This window comes from Pseudomonas sp. GW821-FHT09H03 (assembly GCF_059415945.1).
This window is the reverse complement of the sequence record NZ_JBWKOF010000021.1, coordinates 12,801-26,808: the sequence shown is the minus strand read 5'-3', so window position 1 is coordinate 26,808 and position 14,008 is coordinate 12,801. Positions and strand designations below refer to the sequence as shown.

Here is a 14,008-nt window from a genome sequence, read left to right as displayed (position 1 = left end):
GTTTGCCGGTATGATAGTCGCCCCCGCAGTCTGGATTGCGAATACGCCATGACCTTGCAGTACCCAACCATCGCCGATTGCGTCGGCAACACTCCGCTGGTCCGTTTGCAGCGCCTGCCCGGCGCCACCAGCAACACCCTTTTGCTCAAGCTCGAAGGGAACAACCCGGCGGGTTCGGTCAAGGACCGTCCGGCGCTGTCGATGATCACCCGTGCCGAGTTGCGCGGGCAGATCCACGCCGGCGATACGCTGATCGAAGCGACTTCCGGTAACACCGGGATCGCCCTGGCCATGGCCGCCGCGATCAAGGGTTATAAAATGATCCTGATCATGCCGGACAACTCCAGCGCCGAACGCAAGGCAGCCATGACCGCGTATGGCGCCGAGCTGATCTTGGTCACTCAGGAAGAAGGCATGGAAGGCGCCCGCGACCTCGCTCAGCGAATGGAAGCCGAAGGCCGTGGCAAGGTGCTGGATCAGTTCGCCAATGGTGACAACCCCGAGGCGCACTACACCACCACCGGCCCGGAAATCTGGCGCCAGACCGAGGGCACCATCACCCATTTCGTCAGCTCCATGGGTACTACCGGTACCATCATGGGCGTCTCGCGCTACTTGAAAGAGCAGAGCGAGAGCGTGCAGATCATCGGCCTGCAACCGATGGAAGGCTCGGCGATTCCGGGCATTCGTCGCTGGCCCGAAGAATACCTGCCGAAAATCTACCAGGCCGACCGCGTCGATCGCATCGTCGACATGGCGCAAAGCGAAGCCGAAGACGTGACCCGTCGTCTGGCCCGCGAAGAAGGCATCTTCTGTGGTGTGTCCTCGGGCGGTGCCGTGGCAGCGATGCTGCGCCTGTCCAGAGAAGTTGAAAACGCGGTGATCGTCGCGATCATCTGCGACCGTGGCGACCGATACCTGTCGACCGGCATTTTCGACGCGCCCAACTGATGGCCAAACATGAAAGAGGTCTGCGCTTCCAGCCCACCGGCGGCAGCAAGGCCCCGCAAGTCCCGACCGGCAAAAAGCAGCGCCTGAGCATCGAGCGCCTGGCCAATGACGGTCGCGGTATCGCGTTTTTCGAAGGCCGCACCTGGTTCGTCATCGGCGCGTTGGCCGGTGAGGAGATCGAGGCGCGCGTGCTCGGTGCCCACGGCAAAGTGGTTGAAGCGCGCACCGAGCGGGTGTTCAAGGCCAGCGAATTGCGCCGCCCGGCGCCGTGCGCCCATGCAGGTCGTTGCGGCGGTTGCAGCGTGCAGCATCTGCCGCATAACGAACAGCTCGCCCTGAAACAGCGCATGCTCGCCGAGCAGTTGTCCAAGGTCGCCGGTGTCGAGCCCGAAGAGTGGGCTGCGCCATTGAGTGGTCCGGAGTTCGGCTACCGTCGTCGCGCCCGTGTCGCCGTGCGCTGGGACATGAAGGCAAAGAAACTCGAAGTCGGTTTCCGCGCCGCCGGCAGCCAGGACATTGTTGGTATCAATGAATGTCCGGTGCTGGTACAGCCTTTGCAACCGATCATGACCGGCTTGCCGGAAATGTTGCGGAGACTGAGCAAACCTCAGGCGCTCGGGCATGTGGAGTTGTTCAGCGGTTCCTCGCTGGCGGTGTTGCTGCGGCACATGGCGCCGTTGTCTGAAGCTGACCTGACGATCCTCAAGGATTTCTGCGCGTTCCATGAAGCCCAGTTGTGGCTGCATGGCGACGGTGAGCCGCAGCCGGTCGAGGCCGGTCAATCGCTGGGTTATCGTCTGGAGCAGTGGGACCTGGAACTGGCGTATCGCCCGGGGGATTTCATCCAGGTCAATGCCGGCGTCAACGAAGCGATGGTTGCCCAGGCGCTGGACTGGTTGAAGCCGGCGGCGGATGAACGGGTACTGGATCTGTTCTGCGGGCTGGGCAACTTTGCCTTGCCGCTGGCCCAGGCTGCTCGTGAAGTGGTGGCGGTCGAAGGTGTGCAGGTGATGGTCGACCGCGCAGCGGCAAACGCCGCCAGCAACAATCTGCATAACGCGAAGTTTTTTCAGGCCGATTTATCCCAGCCTTTGGCTGACGCCGAATGGGCCGCCGAAGGCTTTTGTGCGGTACTCTTGGACCCACCGCGTGACGGTGCTTTCGAGGTTGTGCGCAAGCTCAAGACCTTGGGCGCCGAACGGTTGGTGTATGTGTCGTGCAACCCTGCAACTCTGGCGCGCGACACGGTCGAATTGATCAAGCAGGGCTACCGGTTAAAACGTGCCGGGATTCTCGATATGTTTCCTCAAACGGCACATGTCGAGGCCATGGCGTTATTTGAAGCGAGCTAGGATGCTCGTCTGGTCCGACTGGCCCGTCCGTGCAGCCGCACTCCAGCCCGGCGTGGCGCACGGGCACCGAAGGTCAGCGATTTGACGCATTGAATCTGCGTCGTAGGGAAGGTAAGCAAGATGGTACAGGTGAGAGCACACCAGCCGATCAACACCGACGGCAGTATCAATCTCGAGGCTTGGCTCGATCATGCGGTCAGTGTCGATCTGGCACTGGATCGCGAAGCCTTGAAGGAAGCCTGCGAGTACGCTCGCGAGGCCGAACAACAAGCCAATGCGGCACAGAATCTGTGGTCGGAAGGCAACTCGACTTTCCGCACCGGCCTTGAGATCGCCGAGATCCTCGCCGACCTCAAGCTCGATCAGGACTCACTGGTCGCCGCGATCCTGTATCGGTGCGTGCGCGAAGACCAGATCAAGCTGCCGGCCGTCAGCCAACGCTTCGGCCCGGTGGTCGCCAAGCTGATCGACGGCGTGTTGCGCATGGCTGCGATCAGCGACAGTCTGAGCCCGCGCAAATCCCTGGTGCTGGGCACACAGGGCCAAGTGGAAAACCTGCGCAAAATGCTGGTGGCCATGGTCGACGACGTGCGCGTTGCCCTGATCAAACTGGCCGAGCGAACCTGCGCGATCCGCGCGGTGAAAACCGCCGACGATGAAAAGCGCAACCGCGTGGCCCGTGAAGTTTTCGACATCTACGCGCCGCTGGCCCATCGTCTCGGTATCGGCCATATCAAGTGGGAGCTGGAAGACCTGTCTTTCCGTTACCTGGAGCCGGACCAGTACAAGCAGATCGCCAAGTTGCTCCACGAGCGGCGACTGGATCGCGAGCGCTTCATCAGCGACGTGATGAGCCAGCTGAAAAACGAACTGCACGCCACCGGCGTTGATGCGGACATCAGCGGTCGGGCCAAACACATCTATTCGATCTGGCGCAAAATGCAGCGCAAGGGTCTGGAGTTCAGCCAGATCTACGACGTGCGCGCCGTTCGCGTGCTGGTGCCGGAAATGCGCGACTGCTACACCGCGCTCGGTATCGTCCACACCCTGTGGCGGCACATCCCGAAAGAGTTCGACGACTACATCGCCAACCCCAAGGAAAACGGCTATCGCTCGCTGCACACCGCGGTGATCGGGCCCGAGGGCAAAGTGCTGGAAGTGCAGATCCGCACCCACGCGATGCACGAGGAAGCCGAGCTCGGCGTGTGCGCGCACTGGCGCTACAAGGGCACCGACGTCAAGTCTGGCTCCAATCACTACGAAGAGAAAATCTCCTGGCTGCGTCAGGTGCTCGAGTGGCATGAGGAGCTGGGCGACATCGGTGGCCTGGCGGAACAGCTGCGGGTCGATATCGAGCCTGACCGGGTGTACATCTTTACCCCGGACGGTCACGCCATCGACTTGCCGAAGGGTGCCACACCGCTGGACTTCGCCTACCGCGTACACACCGAAATCGGTCACAACTGCCGTGGTGCGAAGATCAACGGGCGCATCGTGCCGCTCAACTACAGCCTGCAAACCGGTGAGCAGGTCGAGATCATCACCAGCAAGCACGGCACTCCGAGCCGTGACTGGCTGAACCCGAACCTGGGTTATGTCACGACCTCCAGGGCGCGGGCGAAGATCGTTCACTGGTTCAAGCTGCAGGCCCGCGACCAGAACGTCGCGGCCGGTAAAACCTTGCTGGAGCGAGAACTCAATCGCCTCGGTCTGCCGGCGGTGGATTTCGACAAGCTGGCTGACAAAGCCAACATGAAAACCGCCGAAGACCTGTTTGCCGCCCTCGGTGCCGGTGATTTGCGCCTGGCGCAACTGGTCAATCTGGCACAGCAACTGGTCGAGCCGGAGCGCGGCAACGAGCAACTGGAACTGATTCCACGCAAAGCTACCGGCTACAAGCCGGGCAAGCGCGGCGACATCCAGATCCAGGGTGTTGGCAACCTGATGACCCAGATGGCCGGCTGCTGCCAGCCGTTGCCGGGTGATGCGATCGTCGGTTACATCACCCAGGGTCGAGGCGTGAGCATTCACCGTCAGGACTGTGCTTCGGTGCTGCAACTGTCGGGTCGCGAACCGGAGCGAATCATCCAGGTCAGTTGGGGGCCGGTACCGGTGCTCACCTATCCGGTGGACATCGTTATCCGCGCCTACGACCGTTCGGGGTTGCTGCGTGACGTCTCGCAAGTGCTGCTCAACGAGCGGATCAACGTGCTGGCGGTCAATACCCGCTCGAACAAGGAGGACAACACCGCGCTGATGTCCCTGACCATCGAGATTCCGGGGCTGGATGCACTGGGGCGGTTGCTGGGGCGGATTTCCCAGTTGCCGAACATCATCGAAACCCGGCGTAACCGAACCCCCTGAAGAACGACGCCAATCAACTGTGGGAGCGGGCTTGCTCGCGAAGAGGGCGTGTCAGTCGGAATGTGCACTGAATGACACACCGCATTCGCGAGCAAGCCCGCTCCCACATTGGTTTTGTGTAGAGACATGACAGATGTATTCACTCGAAGACCTGCTGCACCTGATGAACCGCCTGCGTGACCCGCAGTACGGTTGCCCGTGGGACATCAAGCAAACCTACGCCACCATCGTCCCGCACACCCTCGAAGAAGCCTATGAAGTGGCCGATGCCATCGAGCGCGGTGATTTCGATCACTTGCAGGGCGAGTTGGGCGATCTGTTGTTTCAGGTCGTCTATTACAGTCAATTGGCTCGGGAAGAAGGGCGCTTCGAGTTTTCCGGCGTGATCGACAGCATCACCCGCAAGCTGATCCGCCGTCATCCGCACGTATTTCCCACCGGTGATCTGTATGCGCCGCTGGATGTGCCGCGCCTGAATGAAGAGCAGGTCAAGCAGCGCTGGGAGGAGATCAAGGCCGAGGAACGCGCCGAGAAATCCGTCGCACCGCAGCAACTGTCTTTGCTCGATGATGTGCCTGCCGCGTTGCCGGCGCTGTCGCGTTCGGCCAAGCTGCAGAAGCGCGCAGGGCAGGTCGGTTTCGACTGGCCCGATGCGCTTGCGGTGCTGGACAAGGTGCGTGAAGAGCTCGATGAAGTGCTCGAAGCCATGTCCGAAAACGATCCGCAAGCTGTGGCCGAGGAGATCGGTGACCTGCTGTTTTCCGTGGTCAATCTGGCGCGGCATCTCAAGGTCGACCCGGAAACCGCATTGCGGGGCGCCAACGGCAAGTTCGAAAGGCGCTTCCGTTTTATCGAACAGGCATTGCGCGATACCCTGCGTCCCATACAAGATTGCACCCTCGAAGAGTTGGACGCCCTGTGGGGCGAGGCCAAACGACAGGAAAAGAATTTGCCCAGCTGCGGTTGAGCAGTTGCCTAAGTGAGTAATAAGCACCATGAGCATTTCCCTTCGTGACCAGTTGCTCAAAGCAGGGCTGGTCAACCAGAAGCAGGCCAAGCAGGTCAGCAAAGACAAACAGAAACAACAGCGTCTGGCTCACAAAGGCCAGATCGAACTCGATGACTCCCAGCAGCGTGCTGCACAGGAAGCCATGGCCGAGAAGGTCAAACGCGACCAGGAGCTCAACCGCCAGCAGCAGGAGAAAGCCGAGGCGAAAGCCCGCGCCGCTCAGGTCAAGCAACTGATCGAAGTCTCGCGCCTGCCGAAACTGACGACCGAGGACTACTACAACTTCGTCGACGACAAGAAGGTCAAGCGTATTTGCGTCAATACGCTGATGCGCAACAAGCTCAGCAGCGGCTCGCTGGCCATCGTGCATCATGCCGGGGGCTATGAAGTGATTCCCCGTGAAGCTGCGCTGAAGATCCAGGAGCGCGACCCGCAGCGTATCGTGCAGCTGAATGTGCAGACCGAAGAAGTCATCGCCGAGGATGATCCGTACGCGGCCTATCAGATCCCGGATGATCTGATGTGGTAAGCGGCCAATGACAATACCCCCATTGTAGGAGCGAGCCTGCTCGCGATGGACTCAAGAGCACCGCGGGGAATCAGACTTCCCGCGTTATCGTTAGCGACCATCGCGAGCCTGCTCGCTCCTACAGGGGGGCGTTTTTTATGCAGGTTGTGCCGATTGCAGCTCGCGTTGCCACTCCTGTACTTCCAGTTCGGCCTTGTAATTGTGGGCGTCGATCTCGTTGTGGAACATCCCCACCAACAAATCCTGTTGATGCACATCCCAGATCCGTACCCCGGCGGCTACGCCTTCATGGGACATGTGTGAATCGTCGCGTTCAGTCACTTTTACAGTCATCTGCTAGCTCCAATCTCTGATATCTGCAGCAAGGCGTGTGCAGGACTCAGTTATAGAGTTTGTTAGCTTGCTAAGTAAACCTTCGCTTTGTGCAATGTATTTTTGCGAAAACCGCAACAGTGCTGCAGCCCGCTAAATCCGCGACATTCGGTCACAGGGCGATTGGTTGCATGACAGAAGTTTCATTTTCAGCACGCCACAGACCCTTGTAGGAGTGAGCCTGCTCGCGATGACGGAGTGTCAGTCACCGATGATGGTGGCTGATCCACCGCTATCGCGAGCAGGCTCACTCCTACAGGGGGTTTGTGTTGGGGCATGATGTTTTCGCAGACCAAAAAAAACGCCCCGAACCAGTCGGGGCGTTTTCATGTGCGGCTCAGCGGCGGGGAATTACTTGCCTTCCCAGCGCTTCAGTACCAGCGTGGCATTGGTGCCACCGAAACCGAAGCTGTTGCTCATCACGGTGTTGATGGTGGCGTTTTCGCGAGTCTTGGTCAGCACCGGCAGGTCAGCCACTTCCGGATCCAGCTCGTCGATGTTGGCGGAGCCGGCAATGAAGTTGCCTTCCATCATCAGCATGCAGTAGATCGCTTCGTGAACGCCGGCGGCGCCCAGGGAGTGACCCGACAGGCTCTTGGTCGAGCTGATGGCTGGAGCCTTGTCGCCGAACACTTCACGCACACCTTTCATTTCCGCAACGTCGCCGACCGGAGTCGAGGTGCCGTGGGTATTGAGGTAGTCGATCGGGGTGTCGACGGTGGACAGCGCCTGCTGCATGCAGCGGATCGCGCCTTCGCCACTTGGGGCAACCATGTCGTAGCCGTCGGAAGTCGCGCCGTAGCCAACGATTTCGGCGTAGATCTTCGCGCCGCGAGCCAGAGCGTGTTCCAGCTCCTCAACCACAACCATGCCGCCACCGCCGGCGATGACGAAGCCGTCACGGTCGGCATCGTAGGCGCGGGAAGCTTTTTCCGGCGTGTCGTTGCGCTTGCTGGACAGGGCGCCCATGGCGTCGAACAGGAACGACTGGCTCCAATGCTCTTCTTCACCGCCACCGGCGAAGACGATGTCCTGCTTGCCCATCTGGATCTGTTCCATGGCGGTACCGATGCAGTGAGCACTGGTGGCGCAGGCAGAAGCGATGGAGTAGTTCAGGCCCTTGATCTTGAACGGCGTGGCCAGGCACGCGGAAACGGTGCTGCTCATGGTCCGCGTTACACGGTATGGGCCGACGCGCTTGACGCCTTTCTCACGCAGGATGTCCAGCGCTTCCATCTGGTTGAGGGTCGATGCGCCACCGGAACCGGCGATCAGGCCGGTGCGCGGGTTGGACACCTGCTCTTCGGTCAGGCCGGAGTCGGTGATGGCGTCTTTCATGGCCAGGTAGGCATAAGCTGCCGCGTGGCCGACGAAGCGATAGATCTTGCGATCGATCAGCTCTTCAAGGTTGAGGTCAATGGAGCCGGAAACCTGGCTACGCAGACCCATTTCGGCATATTCCGGGTTGAACCGGATGCCAGGGCGGCTTGCACGCAGGTTAGCGGAGACGGTCTCTTTGTCATTGCCCAGGCACGAAACAATGCCCAGACCAGTGATAACGACGCGGCGCATGCGAATAACCCTTAGAAGTTGTCAGTGGAGGTGAATACGCCGACCCGGAGGCCTTCGGCGGTGTAGATTTCGCGACCGTCGACGGTAACCGAACCATCGGCGATGGCCAGGTTCAGCTTGCCCTTGAGGACGCGCTTGATATGAATGTTATAGGTGACTTTCTTGGCGGTTGGCAGGACCTGGCCGAAGAATTTCACTTCGCCCGAACCCAGCGCACGGCCACGGCCCGGCAGACCTTGCCAGCCGAGGAAGAAGCCGACCAGTTGCCACATGGCATCGAGGCCCAGGCAGCCTGGCATCACCGGGTCACCTTCGAAGTGGCAGGCGAAGAACCACAGGTCCGGGGTGATATCCAGCTCGGCGACCAATTCACCTTTGCCGTACTTGCCACCTTCTTCGCTGATCAGGGTGATGCGATCGACCATCAGCATGTTCGGGGCGGGCAGTTGCGCGTTACCAGGGCCGAACAGCTCACCGCGACTGCAGCGCAGCAGGTCTTCCCGGGTAAAGGCGTTTTGTTTGGTCATGCGAGCTCCTCAATAATCCCATGCGGCAGGTGGGGCAGATCTTCCCGGCCGATCGACGCGTTCATGCCTCGAATCGGCAGCCTACTCATAGACTATTGCGTTGTGGTGAAAGTCACAGTACCAAGGACATGAATGTACACTTGTGCACTGAAATTATTATTCAAGCCCATTTTCGGGCCAGTCGAGGTGCCTAAGACTGCCGCACTTTCGCCTTTCACGCCAGTCGCAGATGGTCGAAAGGCCTGCACTACTGCACCCAACGCTGCAGAATTTGCTGCAAATCAGTGCGTTTGAACGGCTTGGCCAGGTAATCGTTCATGCCCACTGACAAACAGGCTTCGCGGTCGCCCTGCAAGGCGTTGGCGGTCAGGGCAATGATTGGCACATCGGAGCATCCGGGCAACTGGCGGATTTGCCGAGTGGCCTCATAGCCATCGATGATCGGCAACCGGCAATCCATCAGAATCGCCTCGAAAATCAGACTCTCGGCACTGCGTACCGCCTGCGCGCCGTCGCCAGCAATGCTGACCTTGAAACCCAGGCTGCGCAACATGGCTTCGATGACCGTCTGGTTGACCGGATTGTCCTCGACCAGCAGTACATTGCGCCCCTCACCGTCGCTGTTGCCGCTTGGCGCGCGCGGGGTCGGGGTCGGTTGTGTGTGTTGATCGAGTGCCAGGGGGATTTCCAGGGTGAACGCCGAACCCAGACCTTCCTCGCTCCGGGCGCGTAGCGTGCCACCCATGCGTTCGGCGAGGGTGCGCGCAATCGGCAAGCCCAGCCCGGTACCGCCATAGCGCCGGGAAATGGAACTGTCGGCCTGCTGAAAGGCGTTGAACATCAATTCCAGGCTCTCGGCCGGGATGCCGATGCCGCTGTCACGGACGGTGCAGGTGAACCACAGCAATTCGTGATCCAGCGACTGCCACTGCGCTTCGATGCTGATGTTTCCCTGCTCGGTGAATTTCAGCGCGTTGCCGATCAGGTTGACCAGTATCTGGCGGATGCGCGTCGGATCGCCTTTCACCTGCAACCCGCGCATGTCTTCGGGGACTCTCAATTGCAGATCGAGCCTGCGTTGCGCAGCGCTGTGATGGAACGACTGGGCACAGCTGGCGATCAGGTCGGCAAGGTTGAACGCAATGTGTTCGAGCTCCAGTTCCGAGCGCTCGATACGGGAGAAATCCAGAATGTCGTTGATGACCTTGAGCAGATGTTCGGTGGATTCGCAGGCCAGCGCCGCGTATTCGACCTGCTCTTCGGTGAGGTCGGTGGTTTCCAGCAACTGCAGCATGCCCAGCACGCCATTCATCGGCGTGCGCAATTCATGGCTCATCATGGCGAGGAAGTCGGACTTGGCGTTATTGGCCATTTCCGCTTCTTCACGGGTCTGGATCAACTGAGCCATTGCCTGATGCTGTTCGCGACTGGCCTGTTCAAGGGCTCCGGCGAGGTTGTTGATGTGTTGCGACAACGCTCCCAGCTCGGTGTCGTCGACGATGGGCAGCGGTCTTTTGTAATCACCTTGCTGGATCGCCTTGACCGCGTTGCCGATATCGCGGATCGGTTGCGACAGACTGCTGGCCAGGCGCCGGGCCACCAAAAATGTGAACAACAGTGCGAATAGCGCCAGTATCGCCGCCTTGAGCAGGATTTCCTGCTGGCGCCGACTGAAGGCATCGTTGGAAAGCCCGACAATGACCCGGCCCAGATAGTCCTCGCCCGGGGTGGTTGTGGCGACTTTGCCGCTCTGCAGAAAATCGTTTTGCAAGGCGATCCGTTGCAGCCGGACAGGCGCCTGGAAGACTTCCACCTGTTGCGCGCGATTGTGGTGTGCGGTGGGTTGCTCGACGTACACCAGCACCCGGTTGGCACTGTCCTGGACCTCCAGAAAACGCACGTTGGGCGTGGCCAGGGTGGCTTTGAGCAGACTTTCAAGCACTTCGTTATTGCCCGAGATCACTCCGTACTCGGTGGCGGGGGCCAGTTGGTTGGCGATCAACTGACCCGTGTGAGTGATCTCCTGACGCAAATCCTGAATGCGCACGAAGGTGAAGAAGCTGATCAACATCAATGTCAGCAGCAGGGCAGGGCCGAGGCTGATGAGCTGGGTGCGGGTATTGATGTCCCAGCTGCGACGCAAGCTCATGGGCGGCGTTCTCCTTCGGCCAGCAATTTTGCGACTGACGCTTCGTTTATCTGTTCGATGCCTAATGAGCGAGCTACCTGCGGGTTGCTTGCGACCTTGAATCGGTGCGGGTATTGCGTGCGCGGCCAGGTCGCCGGCGGTCGGTCGAGCAATTCGTCGAGGATGGCCAGCCAATCGCTCTGATCACTGTAAGTGCTGGCCAGGCTGCCGGCCTTGACGAAACCGGCATTGGGACCGATCAGCGCCAGCTGGCGTGCATAACTGCTCAGCAGCAGGTTTTTCGCGGTCAACGAGTTGTACAGGTCGGGGTCGTCCAAGCCGAGCAGGACTTCGCATTTTCTCAGCAGTTTGTTTAATGGACGGCTGTCGCGGGTATCGTCCCAGCGCTGAGGGACCACCTCCAGACCCAAGGGGTGGGCCGACTCCCGCAATTCGCTCAGAAGGAATTCGCTGTGCGTGTCATAGAGCACGCCGACCCGTTTGACCTGAGGCAATAACAGGCGGGTCAGGCGCAACTGACGTTCCAGCGGGGGATCGCTCCACAGCAGGCTGAGCCGGGGTGGCAGGCTGGTGTTCAGGCGTTGCCGTGCTTGCAGGCGGCTGATGCGCAACACCAGCGTGGCCGGGCCCTGTGCATCTTGCAGGCGCCAATCGAGGCTCGGCAGGTCGAGCAAAATCAATCGGGTATCGTCAGGCAGTTTGCCTGGCCCAGGTAAGTTGGCCAGCACCTGGAAGCGCACGCTGTCGCTCGGCCGCAACTCGGCCAGGGCTTGAGTAAACGCCTGCATACCGGGGGTTTCTTCGGCAGCGGTCAGCAGAATGTTCGCAGCATGACCTGGCGGGCTGCCTGCAAGACTGCTCAGCAGCAGGCATAGCACCGCCATCAGGCGCCCCAGGCCTGGCGTTCTCCATGATTGGCAATGCAGCATCTTAAAGTTCCAGCTCGGCGCTGAAGTACATCACCTGGCGCTCGTCATAATTGTTATCGACGAAGGTGGTCGGCTGGTTGTCCAGGCGTTGCTGGAGCACGCCGGCCAGTTCCAGATTGGCCTTGCCCAGGCCGATGCGCTTGGCGATGCGTGCATCGACCCGTTCGAAGCGGTAACCATTGAGGGCATCGTCGCCATAGTAGAAGAGGGCGCTGTTCCAGCCCCGCCCCCAGTCGCGCAGCCAGCCGGCAGAACCGCTGTTGCGCGCAGTCTGCCTGGCGTCCAGAGGATCGCTGGTGTCGGCATCGACATAGGCATACGTCAGCCGCAGGCGATCGGCATTGCCGAGCCGCCAGTCGAACTGGGTTTCGGCGCCTGAGAAGCGTGATTTGTTCGAGTTACTGGCAATGTACTGATTGTTGCGCAGTGGTTCGCTGATCATGCCGGTGATTTCGTCGTGGAACAGCTTCACATCCAGCGCCAGCCCGATCTCGGCAAAATAGCCGTTGTAGCCCAGTTCCCGCGAGCGCATGTGCTCTTGTTCGAGGTCACCGGGACCGCGGGTTCTGACGAAGTAACGGGCACTGGACTGGCCAAAGGCCCCGGGTCGCAGATTGCTGACCCGATAGCTCCAGTTGACGTTGTCCTCGAACATGTCCGGCGAACGGATCGCTTCAGAATACACCGCACGCAAGCCGTGGCGCGGGTTGATCAGGTAATTGACGGCGACGCGCGGGGTCAGTGAGCTGCCGATCAAGCGGGTGTCTTCGTACATGGCGCCGCCTTGCAGCAGCCAGTGTTGCGTGGCGCGCCACTCGAATTGGCCGAATGCCCGCCACGTCGTGTCATCGAGCGTGCCATCGAAGTAGGTCTCGGAATCCGCCCGGTCGTAACGATAGTTCAAGCCGCTGACCAGTCGCAGGCTGTCGGACAGGCTCAGGGTGTCCTGCAGTTCCAGGTCGTAGCGCGATTCGCGCACACTCTGGTCGATGTCACCACAGACGGTCTGACTGGCACCGTTGCGCCATTGCTCGAGTACCTGATTGGCCAGCGCCTGCTCGGCCGGGGTGCCGGGTGGTGCGCCGGAGCCGATGAACCGTGTGATATTGCGGGCCAGGCGTTCGGTGTAGTTCGGGTTGAGCTGCCACAGTTCGGTCAGTTGCGGGCTGAACGAAATCTCGGCATCACAGGCACGCCAGGTTTGCTGGCGATCCCAGTGCTGGGCCGAGCCCTGGACATACAGACTGTGATCGGGGTTGAAGTCCAGATTCCAGCGCAAGGAGCCGGCGTAATCCTTGGAGGTGACGTCGGAATTGTCGCCGGCTCTGGTTATCCCGGAAAACACCGGACGGTAGTCATAGGGTCGCTGATTGGTGCCGTCCTTGGCATTCAATTGCCAATCGAGGCTCTGGCGTTCGTCGAGTGTGTGACTGACCGCGAGGTTGAAGCGGTCCAGGCGACGGCTGTCATGGTAATCGGCGCCCCTGCGGTCGTAGTCGAAGCCATCGTCCTGCTGGCCGGACAGGGACAGTCGCAAGTCACCGTCATCCCAGCCGACACCCTGGCTGGCGTAAAAATCGTTGATGCCACGCTGCCCCCGGGTCACCTTCAGGCGCGTGCCGTGGCTGTCGGCCGGTCGCCGGGTGATGATGTTGACCACCGCCATCAGGGCATTGGCGCCGTAACTGACCGTGTTCGGGCCGCGAAACACTTCGATGCGCTCGATGTCTTCCATGGCTACCGGGATGTCACTCCAGTCCACCACCGCCAGGCCGGCGCGGTAGACCGAGCGGCCGTCGATCAATACCTGCATGCGCCGTGCTTCGGTGGCATTGGTGCCGTGATAGTTCACTGCCGCCTGATTGCCACTGATGTTGCCGACCATCATTCCTGGCACCAGACGCAACAGTTCGCTGACGTCCCTGGCGCCACTGGCGCTAATCAGCGCGCTATCGATCACGGTCATGCTCCCCGGCACGGCAGCCGGCGACTGCTTCAGGCGCGTGGCCGTCAACACTTGCGGCATTTCCTCACCGTCGAGAAACAGGTCGTCGGCCAGCAATGGCGAACTGAAGATCAGCGCCAGCACCAGCGGCGAACGTGATGAAGCGAAATCCGGGGTCACAGCACATCCCTGTCAACGATGGATGGCGCGCATGTTAACCGAGCTGATCGACTTTTCCATTGACGATGCTGGCATTTTCCGTGGACCTATCAGGCTTCTTCCTACAAAAGTCGGTAATTAACAGCGGGG

11 protein-coding genes are annotated in these 14,008 nt (G+C 60.4%); 5 read left to right on the top strand and 6 right to left on the bottom strand.

All coding sequences use genetic code 11. The features are described 5' to 3' along the window. The first annotated feature begins 48 nt into the window (after positions 1-48). From cysM to AC07OG_RS23870, 5 genes are all read left to right on the top strand, one after another. Positions 49-951, top strand: a complete 903-nt coding sequence (gene cysM / locus AC07OG_RS23890; protein ID WP_060540754.1) for a cysteine synthase CysM — start codon at positions 49-51, stop codon at positions 949-951. After that, on the top strand, positions 951-2,303 hold the full coding sequence (rlmD, locus tag AC07OG_RS23885; RefSeq protein WP_495068254.1) for a 23S rRNA (uracil(1939)-C(5))-methyltransferase RlmD: 1,353 nt from the start codon (positions 951-953) through the stop codon (positions 2,301-2,303). The genes cysM and rlmD overlap by 1 nt, the downstream gene beginning before the upstream one ends. 120 nt (positions 2,304-2,423) lie before the next feature. Beyond that, positions 2,424-4,667, top strand: a complete 2,244-nt coding sequence (relA, locus tag AC07OG_RS23880) for a GTP diphosphokinase (RefSeq protein WP_060540752.1) — start codon at positions 2,424-2,426, stop codon at positions 4,665-4,667. A 133-nt stretch (positions 4,668-4,800) separates the two neighbouring features. Beyond that, positions 4,801-5,634, top strand: coding sequence for a nucleoside triphosphate pyrophosphohydrolase (mazG, locus tag AC07OG_RS23875; protein ID WP_495068253.1), 834 nt, complete (start codon positions 4,801-4,803; stop codon positions 5,632-5,634). A 28-nt stretch (positions 5,635-5,662) separates the two neighbouring features. Next, on the top strand, positions 5,663-6,205 hold the full coding sequence (locus AC07OG_RS23870; RefSeq protein ID WP_007974544.1) for a DUF2058 domain-containing protein: 543 nt from the start codon (positions 5,663-5,665) through the stop codon (positions 6,203-6,205). 135 nt (positions 6,206-6,340) lie between these two features. On the opposite strand, the gene AC07OG_RS23865 is transcribed toward AC07OG_RS23870, so the two are convergent. The 6 genes from AC07OG_RS23865 to AC07OG_RS23840 all read right to left on the bottom strand — a co-directional run bounded on the left by AC07OG_RS23865 (position 6,341) and on the right by AC07OG_RS23840 (position 13,879). Further along, positions 6,341-6,538 carry a hypothetical protein gene (locus AC07OG_RS23865; protein ID WP_218425650.1) on the bottom strand — a complete coding sequence of 66 codons (198 nt, stop codon included), beginning with the start codon at positions 6,536-6,538 and terminating at the stop codon, positions 6,341-6,343. A gap of 390 nt (positions 6,539-6,928) precedes the next feature. After that, positions 6,929-8,149 carry a beta-ketoacyl-ACP synthase I gene (gene fabB / locus AC07OG_RS23860; protein ID WP_007974551.1) on the bottom strand — a complete coding sequence of 407 codons (1,221 nt, stop codon included), beginning with the start codon at positions 8,147-8,149 and terminating at the stop codon, positions 6,929-6,931. An 11-nt stretch (positions 8,150-8,160) separates the two neighbouring features. Beyond that, positions 8,161-8,676: a 3-hydroxyacyl-[acyl-carrier-protein] dehydratase FabA gene (fabA, locus tag AC07OG_RS23855; RefSeq protein WP_003179264.1), complete on the bottom strand. Its 516-nt coding sequence runs from the start codon at positions 8,674-8,676 to the stop codon at positions 8,161-8,163. 247 nt (positions 8,677-8,923) lie between these two features. Continuing rightward, on the bottom strand, positions 8,924-10,825 hold the full coding sequence (locus tag AC07OG_RS23850) for an ATP-binding protein (RefSeq protein WP_495068252.1): 1,902 nt from the start codon (positions 10,823-10,825) through the stop codon (positions 8,924-8,926). Next, entirely contained in the window at positions 10,822-11,754 is a 933-nt protein-coding gene (locus tag AC07OG_RS23845; protein ID WP_495068251.1) for an ABC transporter substrate-binding protein, read from the bottom strand. The genes AC07OG_RS23850 and AC07OG_RS23845 overlap by 4 nt, the downstream gene beginning before the upstream one ends. Position 11,755: 1 nt before the next feature. Then, positions 11,756-13,879 (bottom strand): TonB-dependent receptor plug domain-containing protein, encoded by a 2,124-nt coding sequence (locus AC07OG_RS23840; protein WP_495068250.1) that lies wholly within the window; start codon positions 13,877-13,879, stop codon positions 11,756-11,758. Positions 13,880-14,008: the final 129 nt, after the last annotated feature.